The sequence below is a fragment of the Halomonas stenophila genome (genome assembly GCF_014192275.1).
GTDB classification, from domain to species: domain Bacteria; phylum Pseudomonadota; class Gammaproteobacteria; order Pseudomonadales; family Halomonadaceae; genus Halomonas; species Halomonas stenophila.
In genome coordinates this window covers 17,150-32,607 of the sequence record NZ_JACHXR010000016.1, presented here as the reverse complement: position 1 = coordinate 32,607, position 15,458 = coordinate 17,150, and the positions used below count along the sequence as shown (strand labels likewise).

At 70.3% G+C, this 15,458-nt stretch carries 16 protein-coding genes; 10 read left to right on the top strand and 6 right to left on the bottom strand.

Annotation, left to right across the window (positions count from 1 at the left end; all coding sequences use genetic code 11):
* The first annotated feature begins 168 nt into the window (after positions 1-168).
* Positions 169-492 carry a hypothetical protein gene (locus FHR97_RS18470; protein ID WP_183385271.1) on the top strand — a complete coding sequence of 108 codons (324 nt, stop codon included), beginning with the start codon at positions 169-171 and terminating at the stop codon, positions 490-492.
* A 12-nt stretch (positions 493-504) separates the two neighbouring features.
* On the top strand, positions 505-633 hold the full coding sequence (locus tag FHR97_RS20175; protein WP_221187865.1) for a YrhK family protein: 129 nt from the start codon (positions 505-507) through the stop codon (positions 631-633).
* A gap of 43 nt (positions 634-676) precedes the next feature.
* On the opposite strand, the gene FHR97_RS18465 is transcribed toward FHR97_RS20175, so the two are convergent.
* Positions 677-1,648 carry a zinc metalloprotease HtpX gene (locus FHR97_RS18465; RefSeq protein WP_183385270.1) on the bottom strand — a complete coding sequence of 324 codons (972 nt, stop codon included), beginning with the start codon at positions 1,646-1,648 and terminating at the stop codon, positions 677-679.
* Between the two features lie 177 nt (positions 1,649-1,825).
* Here FHR97_RS18465 and FHR97_RS18460 point away from each other — a divergent pair, with 177 nt between their 5' ends.
* Positions 1,826-2,851 (top strand): D-alanine--D-alanine ligase family protein, encoded by a 1,026-nt coding sequence (locus FHR97_RS18460; RefSeq protein WP_183385269.1) that lies wholly within the window; start codon positions 1,826-1,828, stop codon positions 2,849-2,851.
* A 2-nt stretch (positions 2,852-2,853) separates the two neighbouring features.
* Here FHR97_RS18460 and FHR97_RS18455 read toward each other — a convergent pair whose 3' ends face one another.
* Positions 2,854-4,887, bottom strand: coding sequence for a CocE/NonD family hydrolase (locus FHR97_RS18455; RefSeq protein ID WP_183385268.1), 2,034 nt, complete (start codon positions 4,885-4,887; stop codon positions 2,854-2,856).
* Between the two features lie 111 nt (positions 4,888-4,998).
* Between FHR97_RS18455 and FHR97_RS18450 the strand changes: the two genes are divergently transcribed.
* Together FHR97_RS18450 and rloA3 are read left to right on the top strand one after the other, a co-directional pair.
* Positions 4,999-7,011 (top strand): CocE/NonD family hydrolase, encoded by a 2,013-nt coding sequence (locus tag FHR97_RS18450; RefSeq protein ID WP_183385267.1) that lies wholly within the window; start codon positions 4,999-5,001, stop codon positions 7,009-7,011.
* Between the two features lie 106 nt (positions 7,012-7,117).
* On the top strand, positions 7,118-7,687 hold the full coding sequence (rloA3, locus tag FHR97_RS18445) for a retropepsin-like aspartic peptidase RloA3 (protein ID WP_183385266.1): 570 nt from the start codon (positions 7,118-7,120) through the stop codon (positions 7,685-7,687).
* 15 nt (positions 7,688-7,702) lie between these two features.
* Here the strand turns inward: rloA3 and FHR97_RS18440 are convergent, their stop codons facing one another.
* A complete protein-coding gene (locus tag FHR97_RS18440; protein ID WP_183385265.1) occupies positions 7,703-9,430 on the bottom strand; it encodes a M14 family metallopeptidase in 1,728 nt (575 codons plus the stop codon).
* A 234-nt stretch (positions 9,431-9,664) separates the two neighbouring features.
* On the opposite strand from FHR97_RS18440, the gene FHR97_RS18435 reads away from it, so the two are divergent.
* From FHR97_RS18435 to FHR97_RS18425, 3 genes are all read left to right on the top strand, one after another.
* Complete coding sequence (locus FHR97_RS18435; protein ID WP_183385264.1) at positions 9,665-10,264, top strand: O-methyltransferase; 600 nt, start codon at positions 9,665-9,667, stop codon at positions 10,262-10,264.
* Positions 10,265-10,335: 71 nt separating this feature from the next.
* Complete coding sequence (locus FHR97_RS18430; RefSeq protein ID WP_183385263.1) at positions 10,336-10,704, top strand: thiol-disulfide oxidoreductase DCC family protein; 369 nt, start codon at positions 10,336-10,338, stop codon at positions 10,702-10,704.
* A 100-nt stretch (positions 10,705-10,804) separates the two neighbouring features.
* On the top strand, positions 10,805-11,224 hold the full coding sequence (locus FHR97_RS18425) for an MAPEG family protein (RefSeq protein WP_183385262.1): 420 nt from the start codon (positions 10,805-10,807) through the stop codon (positions 11,222-11,224).
* On the opposite strand, the gene FHR97_RS18420 is transcribed toward FHR97_RS18425, so the two are convergent.
* Complete coding sequence (locus tag FHR97_RS18420; protein WP_183385261.1) at positions 11,221-12,147, bottom strand: LysR family transcriptional regulator; 927 nt, start codon at positions 12,145-12,147, stop codon at positions 11,221-11,223. The genes FHR97_RS18425 and FHR97_RS18420 overlap by 4 nt on opposite strands.
* A gap of 139 nt (positions 12,148-12,286) precedes the next feature.
* Between FHR97_RS18420 and FHR97_RS18415 the strand changes: the two genes are divergently transcribed.
* On the top strand, positions 12,287-12,583 hold the full coding sequence (locus FHR97_RS18415) for a DUF2798 domain-containing protein (RefSeq protein WP_183385260.1): 297 nt from the start codon (positions 12,287-12,289) through the stop codon (positions 12,581-12,583).
* 66 nt (positions 12,584-12,649) lie between these two features.
* Here the strand turns inward: FHR97_RS18415 and FHR97_RS18410 are convergent, their stop codons facing one another.
* Positions 12,650-13,240 (bottom strand): NADPH-dependent FMN reductase, encoded by a 591-nt coding sequence (locus FHR97_RS18410; RefSeq protein WP_183385259.1) that lies wholly within the window; start codon positions 13,238-13,240, stop codon positions 12,650-12,652.
* Positions 13,241-13,452: 212 nt separating this feature from the next.
* Between FHR97_RS18410 and FHR97_RS18405 the strand changes: the two genes are divergently transcribed.
* Complete coding sequence (locus tag FHR97_RS18405) at positions 13,453-14,211, top strand: VIT1/CCC1 transporter family protein (RefSeq protein ID WP_183385258.1); 759 nt, start codon at positions 13,453-13,455, stop codon at positions 14,209-14,211.
* A gap of 24 nt (positions 14,212-14,235) precedes the next feature.
* Here the strand turns inward: FHR97_RS18405 and FHR97_RS18400 are convergent, their stop codons facing one another.
* Entirely contained in the window at positions 14,236-15,357 is a 1,122-nt protein-coding gene (locus tag FHR97_RS18400) for a histone deacetylase family protein (RefSeq protein WP_343065631.1), read from the bottom strand.
* Positions 15,358-15,458 lie beyond the last annotated feature (101 nt).

The window sequence follows — 15,458 nt, the reverse complement described above, 5'->3', positions numbered from 1 at the left end:
ACCGGTCGCCAAACGGGTGCTGTGTTGAGTTCCCTCCGCTGCGCTCCGGCGCCGGTTACCGCAGGTGCTATATCAGCTTACGCTGTAAGTCCGTTCGTGGCCGATGGCTACTGGATAGGGCTTATGGCACACTCACCTCTATCCACCGAGTCCATCAATAGGAGCGATATGAGCGAAGAACTCGCTGATTTTGAAGAGCAGATGTCCCGGGAGATCAGTGCCTTCCTGGATGCCGACCCGCCCGGCACCAAGCCCGCCCAGGCCAGGAGAGCCCCATCCCGGCCGCAGGACCCCGGCCAGCCGGCCAAGGCGATGAAGACGGGCCATGTCGTCAAGCTCGCCGTGCGCACCAAGCAGCTGGAGATGGACACCGTCTTCGAGCATCACTCCTCCAGCATCTCCCGTCTCGAGGCCCAGATGGAGGCCGAGAAGGCCGCCCGCCAGGCCGGGTATCCCATCATCGGCTTCGTGATCGACATCCAGCGGCTCTGACCCTCACGGAGCGTGGCCTGGTGCTTTATCGTCGGCTCGGCCCTGTTCGCCTTCAAGCCCACCATCCGTACCTGGCGCGACATCCGGCTGGCCTCGATGGGTAATGTGCAAGAGCTCGAGGAGGAGGAGCGGCGGAGCTGAGCGCCTCCCCGCAGCCCCGATAGCCTGACCAGGCCGGGGCGCCTCAGCGGCGCCGGCGCAGGAACCAGTGATGGCCCCCCTGCGGGCCGGGCCGCTGGTGGATCCTCGGTCGCTGTCCGTGGTGGCGTTGCAGCCCGGGATGCTGGGCGAGTGCATGGAGATCACTGTCGATGTCGAACAGCCGCTGGATACGTTCCTCGGTGGGCGGATGGGTGCGCAGCCAGTCGAGCCCGGTGGGCTGCTGCTGACGGCCGAAGATCGTCGACAGCCAGCGGCTGTGGTAGCGCTCCAGCGCGGTCAGCGCCGAGGCCAGGCCCTCGGGGTCGCCGGTGAGGGCCACCGCCTCCAGGTCGGCCTTGTACTCGCGGTTGCGGGAGAGCGCCAGCGACAGCAGGGTGCTCAGGGTGGGCGCCACGGCCACCAGCAGCAGCGGCCCCCAGGGAAAGGCCAGCTCCCCGGCGGCCACCAGCGGCAGGCTCGCGAGCAGGGCCACCTGCACCACCAGGGTCAGCCACAGGGTGAGGCGGGTCATGGCCGCCGCCATGGACATCACCCGGGTATCGCCGTGGCGCAGGTGGCTCGTCTCGTGGGCCAGCACCCCGGCCAGCTCGCGCATCGATAGCGAATTCAGCAGCCCCTCGGTGACGGCGATGCCGCCATCCCGCCAGGTACCGACGGCGAAGGCGTTGAGATCGGGGGAGGGCACGTAGAAGAGCTGGGGGGCGATGGGCAGGTCGGCGCGCGCGTAGAGGTGGGCGAGCATCTCGTAGAGCTCGGGGGCCTGGTGGTGGCGCAGCACCCCGGCCCCTGCATTGGTCAGGATCACCCGCACGGGCATCCAGCTGCTCATCAGGGTGGTGAAGACGACCGCGGTCAACGAGATCAGCACGCCCCCGGGGCCGGCGAGCAGGTAGCCGGGCACGGAGAGCGAGAGCGCCAGGCCGCCCATGATCAGCAGGGTCTGCACGGCGTTGGTCAGCCGGTTGCGCCACAGTCGGTTGCGTCTCAGTGTCATGGTGTGCCCCTCTGGAGGCTGCTTCCTTACCCTAGCGCCCTGCGACGTTGACCGGATAGTCGCGCAATCGCTCCCCGTCCCTCGAGCGGACCGCGAGGGGCGCTCCGACGAGCTATACTTCGGTTATCGCTTGCCATGCCGGGCGGTGCCTGGCCGGCGCGCCGCGACGGAGGATCCATGGGAGACCTGATAGTGGCCGTGGTGCTGGGCGACCCCCGGCTGCCGTATGCCTATGCCGTCGGCGGGCGCTTCGGCGACGAGGAACGGGGGGCGGTCGAGCACCTGCACACGGCGCTCTCGCAGCTCGAGGGCTACCAGTTCCGCTACCTCGACCACCATGCCGCGCTGATCGACGACCTGCGTGGCACCCCCTTCGACCTGGCCCTGAACCTCTGTGATACCGGCTTTCGCAACCACTGGGAGCTGGAGCGAGATATCCCGGCCCTGCTGGAGATCCTGGGCATTCCCTATACCGGGGCCGATCCCATGAGCATCAGCCTGACCACCGACAAGGCCCTGGTCCGGGCCCTGGCGGCGGGGCAGGGCATCCCCGTGCCCAACGAGACCTACGTGGACCTGGCCGCCGCCCCGCTGGTGCTGCCGAGCATCTATCCCTGCCTGATCAAGCCCAACAGCAGCGGCGGCAGCTTCGGCATCACCCGGGATTGCGTGGTGCAGGAGCCAGGGGAGGCGGAGGCCTACCTGCGCTGGCTGGCCGCGCAGCCCGGCGTCGTCGATGCCCTCATCCAGGACTTCCTCACCGGCCCGGAGTACACGGTCGGGCTGGTCGGCAACCCCGCGACCGGCTTCACGGTCCTGCCGCCCCTGGAGATCGACTACACGGCACTGGACCCGCGGCTGCCGCCGATCCTCACCTACGGCTCCAAGGCGGACCCGGACTCGCCCTACTGGGCCAAGCTCCGCTTCCGCCGGGCCCGGATCGATGACGTCAAGTGGAGCCAGCTGGTGGACCATTCGGTGACCCTGTTCCGGCGCCTGGGCCTGCGCGACTACGCGCGCTTCGACTTCCGCGAGGGCGAGGACGGCCAGCCGCGGCTGCTCGACGCCAACACCAACCCCACCTGGTACTGGGACGGCAAGCTGGCCCTGATGGCCGAGTGGGCGGGCTATCCCTACCACGAGCTGCTGCGGCTGATCCTCGAGGCCGCGGTCTCGCGCCAGGGCCTCGATGTCGGCGCCTGACGTCACAGCAGGTCACGGCTGACCTCCTCGTCCCAGTCCCGGCGGGCGAAGAGGTCGCCCCCCTCGTAGGCTCTCAGCAGGCCGCGAATGCGGAAGCTGTGGGGCGTCGCGGTCAACTGGGTGCGGCACTCCAGGCGGGTGGACCAGGGACCGCGGCGATGGGTGGTGATCTGCTCGACCGTCGCCTCGGCCGATCCCGGATCGTAGTCATGGATCCGGTAGGTCTTGGTGATGGTGTAGCCGACCGTCAGGTCGATGTCCTCGATCCGGGCCACGGCGGCGTCGCCGAAGTCCCCGCCGGTGGTCGAGATCCGGTAGGTCGACATGCCGGTCGTCAGGTCACGCTCCACCTGCCGGCGGAAGGGGGCCACCGTCAGGGTGGTCATCTCGGGCATGGGGGCGCGTTCCGGCGGCTCGAAGGGCCGCAACTGGTGGTCCTCGTCACGCGGCGGCCGCACCGGCAGCGTGAGCCGGCTGGCGCCGGTGTAGAGGGTCAGGTTGACGGGCTCCGGGGCCGGCCAGATCACCGGCCAGTAGCTGGTCGAGATCGCCAGCCGGAGGGTGTGGCCGGGGGCGAAGGCATAGGCGATGTCGTTGAGCTGGAGCGCGACCTGGTAGCGTCGGCCCGGCGTCATGGGGGCCGGGCTCGCGGGGCTGTCGCGCTGGGCCAGGTTGAGGATGCCGTAGCTGACCCGGGCGGAGGCCCCATCGGGCGCCACATCGTTGAGGCGCACGATGATGAAGGCGACGGGGCGGTCGACCGCCAGGGCCAGCGAGACGCTGGGGGCGCCGAGGACCTCCAGGCGCTCCTCGAGGGGGTCGGCGTCGAACACCAGGGACTTGCCGTCGTCCTCCCGCTGGTCGATCGGCGCCTCGCCCTCCGAGCCGAAGCCGTACCAGTCGCCGGCGGTCAGCCCGGTGGTCTGCGGCGAGGCCAGGCGCATGCGGTCCTCGCCGTCGGGGCGTTCGCCCAGCGACAGCACGTTCAGGTAGAGCGTCTTCTCCCCGAGCCGCGGCGAGGGCCAGCTCTCCTCCGCCACCCAGCGCCCGGGACGCTCGGCATGCATCGGCGCGGGGGGCACGTATTCCTCCATCCACACCCGCAGCATGGGCTCGTCCATGACGCCGGTCTCCAGCCCCTTCAGCCAGTGATCCCACCAGCGCATGGCCTCCTGGAAGAAGCCGATGGCCGGCCCGGGCAGGGCGGCGTGGGGGAAGGCGTGGGACCAAGGGCCGATCAGGCCCTTGCGCGGCACCGTCAGCCCGGCCAGCAGCCGCGGGATGGCGTTCACGTAGCCGTCGGCCCAGCCGCCCACGGCGAACACCGGGCAGGCCACGGCCGCGAAGTCCTCGCACACCGAGCCGTGCTGCCAGTAGGCGTCGCGATGGGGATGGCGCATCCACACCAGGGGATAGAAGGGCGCCTGCTCGATGCGCTGCCGCCACTTCGCCCGCCAGTCGGCCCCGGCGATGTCCGGGTCCGGGGGCGTGGTGGCGCAGGACAGCAGCACCGATCCCCAGCCGAGGTTCTCGTTGAGCAGGCAGCCGCCCTGGTAGTGCACGTCGTCCCGGTAGCGGTCGTCGGTGGAGCACATGGTGATGATCGCCTTGAGCGGCGCGGGGCGCAGGGCCGCCACCTGGAGGGCGTTGAAGCCGCCCCAGGAGATGCCCATCATGCCGACGCGGCCGTTGCACCAGGGCTGGGCGACCAGCCAGTCGATGGCCTCGACGGCGTCGTCGAGTTCCTGGGGCAGGTACTCGTCGAGGAGCACGCCATCGGAGTCGCCGCTGCCGCGCAGGTCGAGGCGGATACAGGCGTAGCCATGGCCCGCGAAGTAGCGGTGCAACGGCTCGTCGCGCAGGCGGGTGAAGTCGCGCTTGCGGTAGGGCATGTACTCCAGGATGGCCGGCACGGGGTCCTGCTCCGCGTCGGTGGGCCGCCAGATCCGGGCCGCCAGGCGGGCCCCGTCGCTCATGGGGATCCAGACGTTCTCGATGACCCGGACCTCCCGGGGAAAATCCTCGACGATCTTCATGGCACTCACCTCTCCGGCAAGCACCGCTGGCGGCGGTGTATCCTGAAGCATATACGATGCCGGGCCGCCTTCGCGGCGGGACCCGGCGGCATCGGGTCGGGAGGGCGCGAGATGGCGGGCGGTCATGAGGCCGGGGTAACGGTCATCGAGAATACCTGGATTCCCATGTCGGACGGCTGCCGTCTGGCCGCCAAGCTGTGGTTGCCCGAGGGGGCCGAGCAGGCGCCGGTCCCGGCGATCCTCGAATACATTCCCTACCGCAAGCGGGACTTCCGGGCCAGTCGCGACAGCCAGGTCCACGGCTACTTCGCCCGGCACGGCTACGCCGGCGTGCGCGTCGACCTGCGCGGCAGCGGCGACTCCGATGGCGTGCTCCACGACGAGTACCTGCCCCAGGAGCTCGGCGATGGGGTCGAGGTGATCCGCTGGATCGCCGCTCAGCCGTGGTGCAGCGGCGAGGTGGGCATGATGGGCATCTCCTGGGGCGGCTTCAACGGCCTGCAGATCGCCGCCCTGCAGCCCCCCGAGCTGAAGGCCGTGATCTCGGTATGCTCCTCCGATGATCGCTACACCGACGATGTCCATTACATGGGCGGCTGCCTGCTGACCGACAACCTGTCCTGGGCCTCGGTGATGTTCTCCTACAATGCCTGTCCGCCGGACCCGACCATCGTCGGCGAGCGCTGGCGCGAGCTGTGGTTCCAGCGCCTCGAGGGCAGCGGCCTCTGGCTGAAGACCTGGCTGGCGCACCAGCGTCGCGATGCCTTCTGGCGCCACGCCTCGGTCTGCGAGGACTTCTCGGCGATCCGTTGCCCGGTCTTCGCGGTCAGCGGTTGGGCCGACGGCTACTGCAACACCGTGTTCCGGCTGTTGCAGCACCTGGCGGTCCCGCGCAAGGGCCTGGTGGGCCCCTGGGGGCACAAGTATCCCCATCTGGGCGGGCCGGGCCCGTCCATCGACTTCCTCGGCGAATGCCTGCGCTGGTGGGATCGCTGGCTGAAGGGGGTCGACAACGGCGTGGACCGGGAGCCGCTGCTGCGGGCCTGGATGCAGGACAGCGTCTCGCCGATCAGCGACGACCGTCCCGGTCGCTGGGTGGCCGAGACCCGCTGGCCGAGCGGTCGCCTGCACACCCTGGCGTACGGCCTGTCGGCCGCGGGCCTGGTGGACGAGGGCGTGGCACGGCCCGACGCGGCGCCGCTGTCGATCCGCAGCCCGCTGAGCGTGGGGCTCTTCGCCGGCAAGTGGTGCAGCTATTCGGAGAGCACCGACCTGCCCACCGACCAGCGCCTGGAGGATGGCGGCTCGCTGTGCTTCGACACCGCCCCGCTGACGCAGGCCGTGGAGATCCTCGGCCAGCCCGTCGTCGAGCTCGAGCTCTCCGCGGACCGCCCCCAGGCGATGGTCGCCGTGCGGCTGTCCGATATCGGCCCCGACGGCACCGTCACCCTGGTGACCTACGGGTTGCTCAACCTCAGCCATCGCCAGGGGCACGACCGCCCCGAGCCGTTGCCCCCCGGCGAGACCTGCCGCGTCCGCGTGCGCCTCAACCATGTCGCCCAGGCCTTCCCGGTGGGCAATCGCATCCGCGTGGCGGTGTCGTCCTCGTACTGGCCGCTGGCCTGGCCCTCGCCGCTGCCGGCGACGCTGACGCTCCATCCCCGGGGCTGCCGGCTGCTGCTGCCGTCGCGTCCGGCGCGGGCGCAGGATGCCGCCTTGCCCGATCTCGGCACGCCGCGCATGGCGCCGGGGCCGGCCACCACCCTGCTGGTGCCGGCCCATCGCGAGTGGACGGTGCTGTTCAACCTGGCCACCAACGAGGCCGTCCTGAGGGTCATCGACAACGACGGCTGCTGGCGCCTCGACGACCTGGGCCTGACGCTCGGCTATGACGTCACCGAGCGCTATGCCTACGCCAACGACGACTACGCCACGGTCAGCGGCGAGGTGGTCAACAGCCGCCATTTCGAGCGGGGCGACTGGCGCGTGGACACCACCACCCGCACGCTGTTGACTACCACGCCCACCCATTTCCACCTCAACGCCACCCTGGATGCCTACGAGGGGGGCGAGCGGGTATTCTCGCGCACGTGGAACGAATCCATCCCGCGTGACACCATCTGACGCCACGGGGAACCCGCCTGCCCGCCGGCTGTCCATGCAGGCGGTGCGCCCATGCGGGGCCCCGTTCACCACGCGTCCATCCATCAGCGTTACCCGAGGAGCCGGAATGAGAACCGCCCTGCGACACGCCCTGATCCCCCTGCTGGGGGCCTGCCTGCTGAGTGGCACCGCCGCCGCCGACGACGACGAACCCGAAGTGTATGGCTGGGTCGAGAAGACCACCATCGAGCCCTGGGGCGTGGAGCTGAAGGCCAAGCTCGACAGCGGCGCACTGACGTCCTCCATGCAGGCCGAGGACATCGAGGAGTTCGAGCGCGACGGCGAGGACTGGGTGCGCTTCGAGATCGAGGTCGAGGACGAGGCCACCGGCGAGGTGGTGTCCCAGCAGTTCGAGCGCGAGGTCTATCGCCGGCTGCTCCTCACCGGCGCCGGCGGCCAGGACCGTCGCCCGGCGGTGCTGCTGACGATCTGCATGGGGGATACCCGCTACCAGGAGCAGTTCAGCCTGGAGGATCGCGACGACATGAACTACCCGGTGCTGCTGGGGCGGCGTGCCATCCAGGACCTGGGGGAGCTCGACGTCACCCGGACCTTCACGCACTCGCCCGAGTGCGACGAGGACTCGCCGCTCCAGGAACACGCCGACAAGGAGTACGACGAGGACATCGGCATCTAGTGCGGGAGGCCCCGGCTAGCGGGCGTCCTCGACTGCCAGCCGGCGCGTGATGCCGCCCAGCCGCGGGCTCTCGACCCGCACCGTCACCTCGCCCTCTCCCTCGATCAGCCAGCGCGCCCGGGCCTGGTGGCTGTTGCCCCGGGAGCGCTGGAACCAGGGCATATGGGCGGCATCGCCCCGGCCGCGCCCCCAGCCGTCGAGGTGGCCCAGTTCCTGGCGGGCTTGGCAGGAGCCGTGCAGGCGGCAGCCCAGCGGGCTTGCCCAGGCCACCACGCCGCCGTTCCAGGGCCGGTCGCGCGCCGCCTGCACGCCCTGCGTCGGCAGGTAGCCATGGTTGGCGGCGGTCAGCTCCAGCAGGTGCTGACGCGGCCCCAGCCGGGTCAGGGTCAGCTGCTCGATCACCAGCCGCGGCAGCATGGCGGCGACCCGCAGCCAGTAATCGGCCAGGGCATCGCAGAGCTCGGGCAGTGCCTCGGGAGGCGGGTTCCAGAGCCCGCAGACCGGGTCCAGGCCGCCGACCTCCACCTGCCCCAGCTGGGGATGCACCAGGGACCGCCAGTCGCCGAACAGCCGCCGCCGGTTCTCGCTGAGGTCCCAGCGGGCCAGCCCCTCCAGCGCCTCGCGGTCGAGGCTCGTGTAGTGGTCGATGAAGCGCTCGGGGGTGGGCCGTCCGAGTCGGCGGAACAGGTCCCAGAGCTCGCAGACGATCGCCACGCAGCCCCGCTGGTGGTAGGTGAAATCGATCAGGTCGCCGTGCAGCGGGGTCTCGGGCTCGTAGCAGAACTCCTCGAAGCTGCTTACCGTGGGATAGCCGACTCGTGCCTCGCCCCAGTCGGCGAGCTGGCGATAGAGCGCCAGGTCGGCCGGGGCCATGCGGCTGTCCGGAGCATCGGAGAGGGGGCGGATGAAGACCCCGCCGAAGGTGTGCAGGTTCAGCCAGGCATAGAGGTTGGGGTGGCGCAGGGCGAAGTCGATGACGGCGCGGGTCTCCGGCTCGGCGCCGGGCCGCTGGCCGGCGCCGAGCTGTTCGGGCTCGGGTTGCCAGCCCCAGGGAAACTGGCGGTTGAAGTCGGGGGTGTCGGCCAGCCAGTCCGGCTCGGGGATCGTCTGGCCGTCCCAGTGCTCGATGGCGCCCTCCGGGTAGAGCCGCCAGTAGGGCGGCGGATCGTCCACTCGCCGCGGCAGCATCAGCCCGGGGTAGCGGGTCGAGGCCACGAAGTCGCCGGCCGGGTCGGCCTGGCGCAGGTAGCGGCAGCGGCCGTCGCCGTCCAGGTCCTGGGCATACCAGCGAGGTCGCTCGGGGCTGTCCGGGTGGCGTCGCGGCACCGAGCGCACGAAGCCGCCCTGGCTCAGCACTTGCTCGGCCCCGTCGGGCGAGACCCGGGGGCAGATGTAGAACAGCACCTCGCGCAGGGCCTCGCGCTGCGGCTCGGGCCAGTCGTCGGCCAGCGCCTCGGGGTCGAGGTGCAGGGCGAGGGCAGCCTCGGCGATGGCCAGGGCGACGCTGGAGCCGGCCAGCTCGGTGCCGTGCATGTTGCCATCCACCCAGACGCCGGGGCGCCGGCGGTCGGGTTCCGGGCCGATGGTCAGCACCCAGATCTCGCGGCCCTGCGGCGTCGTGCCGATGCTGCGCAGGTGGGCGAGCTCGGGGTGGGCCTCGGCCCAGGCCTCGAGCTGGCGGCCGAGCGCCTTGTGGCTCAGGTACTCATGGCGATAACGGCCATCCTGGTGGGGCTGGGGCATGCCGGCACCTCGGTGAGTGACTGCTTACCTGAGTATGCGCCAGGCCGGCGACGGGGGAGAAATCGCGTGTCGGCAGCGCATCGCCGCCCTGGCGCGTGCCGAGCGAAGTGCCGCCCCGAGCGTTGCGCTCCGCCGGGGCCGGGTGACATCCATGGGAACATGGCGCCGGATCCGGTTGTCTTGTCATGACAGAGCCATCTACGACCACCCCCCCGTTTGCCAAGGGAGCAGGCGATGCACGAACCCGGAACCCTGTCGGCCGTGAAGGCCGAGCTGGAGGCCTTCGGCGCGGCCAACGACCAGGTCGTCGGCGAGAGCCAAGAGCGAATGCTCAATATCACGCCGGACACCGGGGAATTCCTCGGCGTGCTGGTCCGGGCCACCGGCGCCCGGCAGATCCTGGAGGTCGGCACCTCCAATGGGTACTCCACCCTGTGGCTCGCCGAGGCGGCCCTGGCCACCGGCGGCCGGGTCACCACCGTGGAGTGGGCCACCGACAAGTGGGTGAAGGCCGGGGAGAACTTCGCGGCCGCCGGCGTGGAGGGGGTGATCGAGTCGTTGCATGCCGATGCCGAGAAGGTGCTCGAGCGCCAGGGCGAGGCCTCGCTGGACCTGATCTTCCTCGACGCCGACCGGGCCCGCTACCCGGACTGGTGGCCGATGCTGCGGCGCGTGCTGAGCCCGGGCGGCCTGCTGGTGATGGATAACGCCACCTCCCATGCCGAGGAGGTCGCGCCCTTCGTCGCGCTGGTGGAGCACGACCCGGCTTTCGTCTCCAGCCTGGTCCCGGTGGGCAAGGGCGAGCTGCTGGCCACCCGCGTCGTTCAGGCCTGAGTGCCCAGGAGGGCCGGACTGTCGCGGCTTCCTGGGCGACGGAAAAGCGCGCGCCATCCCGTGAGGACACCATGACCGACCAGCCCACCGTGAAGGTCTACTACGACGCCGTCTGCCCCATCTGCCGGCGCGAGCGGCGCCGCTACGAGCGGTTGGCCGGCGGGGCACCCGATGTGGAGTGGGTCGACGTCACGCGCCATGAGGACCGGCTGCGCGAGCGGGGCATCGACCCGCACGACGCCCTGCATTCGCTGTATGTCGAGGATGAGCAGGGACGGCTGTGTGACGGCCTGGATGCCTATATCCTGCTGATGCGCCGGGTGCCCGTGCTCAGGCCCCTGGCCTGGCTGATCGGCCTGCCGGGCCTCAAGCCCCTGCTGGCCCGGGGCTATCGCCACTGGGTCCGGCGTCGCCTGGCCCGGGAGGGCCGGCTGGACTGAGGCTCGCCCGGCCGTGGCCGAGGCCAGGGCCCTGCCGCCGGACGGCCGCTGGCACGCACCCTGTGCGCGGGTTCCGTGAGCTGATACCCGGGAAGGAACCATGCCCCTTATCCTGCATGTCCTGTTCGTCGTCTCGTTGCTGCCGATCCTGCTGGCCTGGATCGGTGCCCTGTATCGCGTGCGCCAGCTCGGGCGGCTCGACAACCACCATCCGCGAGCCCAGCAGGCGCGCCTCACGGGGGTGGGCGCCCGGGTGCACGCCGCCCAGGCCAACGCCTGGGAGTCGCTGGCGGTGTTTGCCGCCGTCTGCGTCATCGCCATCGGCAGCGGGCTGGACCTCGACGGCCTCGACGGGGCGGCGTGGCTGTTCCTGGCCTGCCGCTTGCTGCATCCGCTGCTCTATGCGGCCAACCTCGCCTGGTGGCGCTCCGGCGTCTATGCGGCCGGCATGGCCGCCTGCCTCTACATCGTCTGGCGAGCGGCGAGCCAGGGCATGGGCAGCACGGTCGTCCCCCCCTAGCGCGGTCGCCAGCGAGGCGGCATCTGCTCGACCAGGTAGTCCATGAAGGCCTTCACCTTGGGGGTGAACTCGTGGCGATCCCTGACGCACAGGTAGATATCCATGGGTTCCGACACGGCCTGGACCCCGTCGCTGCCGGGGTCCTCGAACAGCGGCACCAGGCGTCCCTGGTCGATATGGGGCCGGGCGATGAAGTCGGCCAGGCGGGTGATGCCGCCCCCGGCGAGGGCCATCTGGGTCAGCACGTCGATGTCGTCGCTGATCATGGCGGCCTTGACGTCCGGCTCGAAGCGCACCCCGTCGCGAATGAAGCCCCAGCTCATGAAGCGGCCATCCCGCGGGAAGCGGAAGGCCAGGCAGTCGTGGTGGCGGAGTTCCTCCGGTGCCCGGGGATGCCCCGCCTTCGCCAGGTAGGCCGGCGAGGCGCAGAACAGGAAGGGCAGGGAGGCGATGCGCCGGGCCACCAGGCCTTCCTCCAGCTGGGGCGTGAAGCGGATGCTGACGTCGAGGTGCTCGCGGATATGGTCGACGCTGCGGTCGGTGGTGACGATCTCCAGGGAGAGGTGCGGGAAGCGAGCGTTGAACTCCGGCATCAGCGGCGCCAGGACATGGCGGCCGAAGGCGGCGGTGGAGGCGACCCGCAGGCGGCCGCGCGGTTCCGCCTGCAGCGAGGAGATGGCGTCATGGGCGCGTTCGATGTCCCGGACGATATGCCTGACGCGCTGGTAGTAGAGCGCGCCGCTGTCGGTCAGCGACATGCTCCGCGTGGTGCGCGTCAGCAGCCGCACCCCCAGCGAGGCCTCCAGGCGGGCGATGCCCTGGCTGGCCGCGGCGGCGCTGATGCCCAGCCGCTTGGCGCCGGCGGCGATGCTGCCGGCCTCCACGGCCTTCACGAAGCTTTCGATGGCGCGCAGGGTATCCATTGGTGATCTCGAGCAATCTTGCGGCGGATTCGTAAATAAACATTGATAGTGAAGCAAGCCGCCGCTGTCTACAGGAGATCCCGGGCGGGCGCTAGGCTGTGGCTGTCTCGAAATCGGACACACAACGAGGAGTCATGCCATGACAACCACGACCCGGCGCCAGGGGACGGCGTCACGCGACGCGGGCAAACGCCGCGCTGGCCTGCCGCGGCGGTTCGCCCCGGTGGTCTTTGCCATCTACATGTCGGCGCTGATGACGCTGTTGATGAGCCTGGTGATCACGGCGGTGACCGGGGGGATGGGCCCCGACTACCTGGCGACCGTGGCCCGGGCCTATGTGCGGGCCATGCCGGTGGCCTTCGCCGGGGTGCTGATCGTCAGGCCGCTGGTGGTCCGGCTGGTGGCCTGGACGATCGCCGAGGCGAGGGAGCGTTAGTCGGGCCCGACACGGGCCTTGTCCCGTGGCGGCCCCGCGACGCTGACGCCGCGGGGGGCGCGGGGCTCAGCGTCCCCGCAGGCGCTGCAGGTCCTCCGCCAGACGCCGGCAGATGGCGTCCAGCTTGTCGCGATGGCCATCGCTCGCCAGCTGGCCATCCTCGCCGAAGGCATCCCCCGCCCGGGCCACGGCCAGCTGGTCCGGCAGCACCGTGACGCCGATATTGCCGAGCAGCTGGCGAATCAGCGCCAGGCTGCGGATGCCGCCGAGTCCGCCCGGCGAGGCGGAGACCACCGCCGCGAGGCGTCCCTGGAACAGTGCCAGGCCGCTCTCGCCCTCATGGGGGCGGGTGAGCCAGTCGATGGTGTTCTTGAGCAGCGGGGTGATGAAGCCGTTGTATTCCGGTGAGGCGATCATCAGCCCCTGGTGCTCGGCGAGCACCCCGCGCAGGGCCACGGCCATCTCGGGCAGGCCCTCGGCGGTCTCCAGGTCGCCGTTGTACAGCGGCATGGGGTAGTCGCGCAGGTCGACGAAGGTCGGCGCGCCGCCGTGAGCCTCGATGCGCTCGGCGGCGAGCCGGGCCAGGCGCTTGTTGAACGAGGCCTCCCGGCTGCTGCCGGCGAAGACCAGGATGCGGGGCGATGGTCGCTCGGTCATGGGTGGCACTCCTCGCTTGCCCTTGGGTGGTCTCGATCATCCGGGTTTCGGCGCCCCGGCTCAACCGTCGAGGGATGACGGTGCGGGGCGTATGCTCAGGGGAGCGCGCCAGGCTTTCGCCGGAACTGCCCCTGTCGACCGACTGGACAGGCGAAACGCCGCTGACGACGCTGCAAAAGGCGGGCAGGGCCCGCGTGGCGGAGGAAGACACCATGAAGCGCAGCAAGCAGCAGGCGCTGAAGGAGTACCACGACCCCGAGGCGATCCGCCGTCGACTCGAGGCACCGGCCCGTGCCCAGAGCACGCCGGATGCCATCCTGGGGGCCATCGACGGTTGCGTGACCACCTTCGCGGTGGTTTCGGGGGCCTTCGGCGCGGGCTTCTCGGCCCACGTGGCGCTGGTACTGGGCTTCGCCAATCTGCTGGCCGACGGCTTCAGCATGGCGATCAGCAACTACGAGGCGGTCCAGGCGCAGCGCGAGGGCGTGGAGCGTGCCCGGGAGCGCGAGCGCGAACATATCGACCTGGTGCCCGAGGGCGAGCGGGAGGAGATCCGCCAGATCTATGCCCGCAAGGGCTTCGAGGGGGAGGTCCTGCAGCAGGTGGTGGAGACCATCAGCCGCGACCGGGAGGTCTGGGTGGAGACCATGCTCACCGAGGAACATGGCCTGCAGCGTGTGGCGCTGAGCCCGTGGCGCTCGGCGCTGGTGACCTTCCTGGCCTTCCTGGTGGTGGGGGCGATGCCGCTGGTGCCCTATGCGCTGCCCGGCATCCTGCCCTGGCACCGCTTCCTCGCCAGCCTGGCGATCGCCGCCTTCATGTTCCTGCTGATCGGCATGCTCAAGAGCCTGGTCTACCAGCGGCCGGTGTGGCAGTCGGGGCTGCGCACGCTGCTGATGGGGGGCGCGGCGGCCGGCCTGGCCTTTCTCACCGGCTACCTGGCGCAGGCCTGGTTCGGCGTGGCGCTCTGAGCCGGCGCCCGATGCCGCCCTTCCTCATCGGGGAGCCCCGCCACTGGCATCGCTGTCGATGAAGGCATCGCGATGAAATGCCGCTGCGGCCTGCACCTCGGAGAGGCCTCGGCTGCCGGGTTCGGCAGGGGGAGTTCCGGCGAGCACGGAGAGTACGCTGTGAACGCCCCGCGACACCGATTCAAGGTTGTAGCCGCCTTCCAGCACGAAGGCCAGGCGCCCCTTGCAGTGGCGGCGCGCCAGAGCCTGGAGGAAGCCGGTCATGGCCCCGAATCCGTCGTAGGAAACATTCAGGGCCAGATCCTGCCAATGGGCGTCGAACCCTGCCGAGACCAGGATCAGATCGGGTTGGAACCAGTCCGCCGCCGGTGCCAGGATCTCCCGGAAGGCCGTCAGGTAGGCTTCGTCACCGGTGCCGCCGGGTACCGGCACGTTCACGGTGGTGCTCTCGCCGAGGCCGGCACCGATCTCCTCGAGCCGGCCCGATCCCGGATAGAAGGGAGCGGCCCGGTGGATATCGAACAGCATCACGTCCGGGGAGGCCCAGAAGATCTCCTGGGTGCCGTTGCCGTGATGGGCATCCCAGTCGACGATCAACACCCGCTCGCACCCCAGCGCTGACTGGGCGTGGGCGGCCGCTACCGCCACGTTGTTGAACAGGCAGAAGCCCCGGGCGCGCACCGGCTCGGCATGGTGGCCGGGCGGTCTCACCAGGGCGAAGGCGCTCTCGGCGCGTCCGTCGACCACCGCTTCGACGGCGGCGATGGCCGTGCCCGCCGCCACTCGGGCCGCCTCGATGCTGCCCGGCGAGACGGCGGTGGTGTCCACGTCGAGCCAGGTATTGGCCCCCTCCAGGCTGAAGATGTCGCGCAGGAAGGAGGTCGTGTGCACCCTGGCGAGTTGCTCATGGGAGGCCTCCCGGCCCGCCTCGAAGACCAGGTCGGGGATGGGCTCCCTCTCGAGCAGCTGGCGGATCGCCGTGAGGCGGGCGGGGTGCTCCGGGTACTTCCAGGGGATGGAGAGCCCGGCGAGCAGCTGGCGGATACGGCGATCCATGCGGTTGGGCAGAAAGGGAACGTCGATACTCGGCTGATGCAGCAGCGTGCGTTCATCGTAGAAGGCGATTACTTTGTTCTGGTCGGCCACGGTCAGGCTCCCGGGAGCATGGCGGTAGAGAGCTGGGTGTCATTCAGTTATCAGCATAGCCGCTATCGATCGGGAGCTTCCCAAACGGCAACGCCACGCAT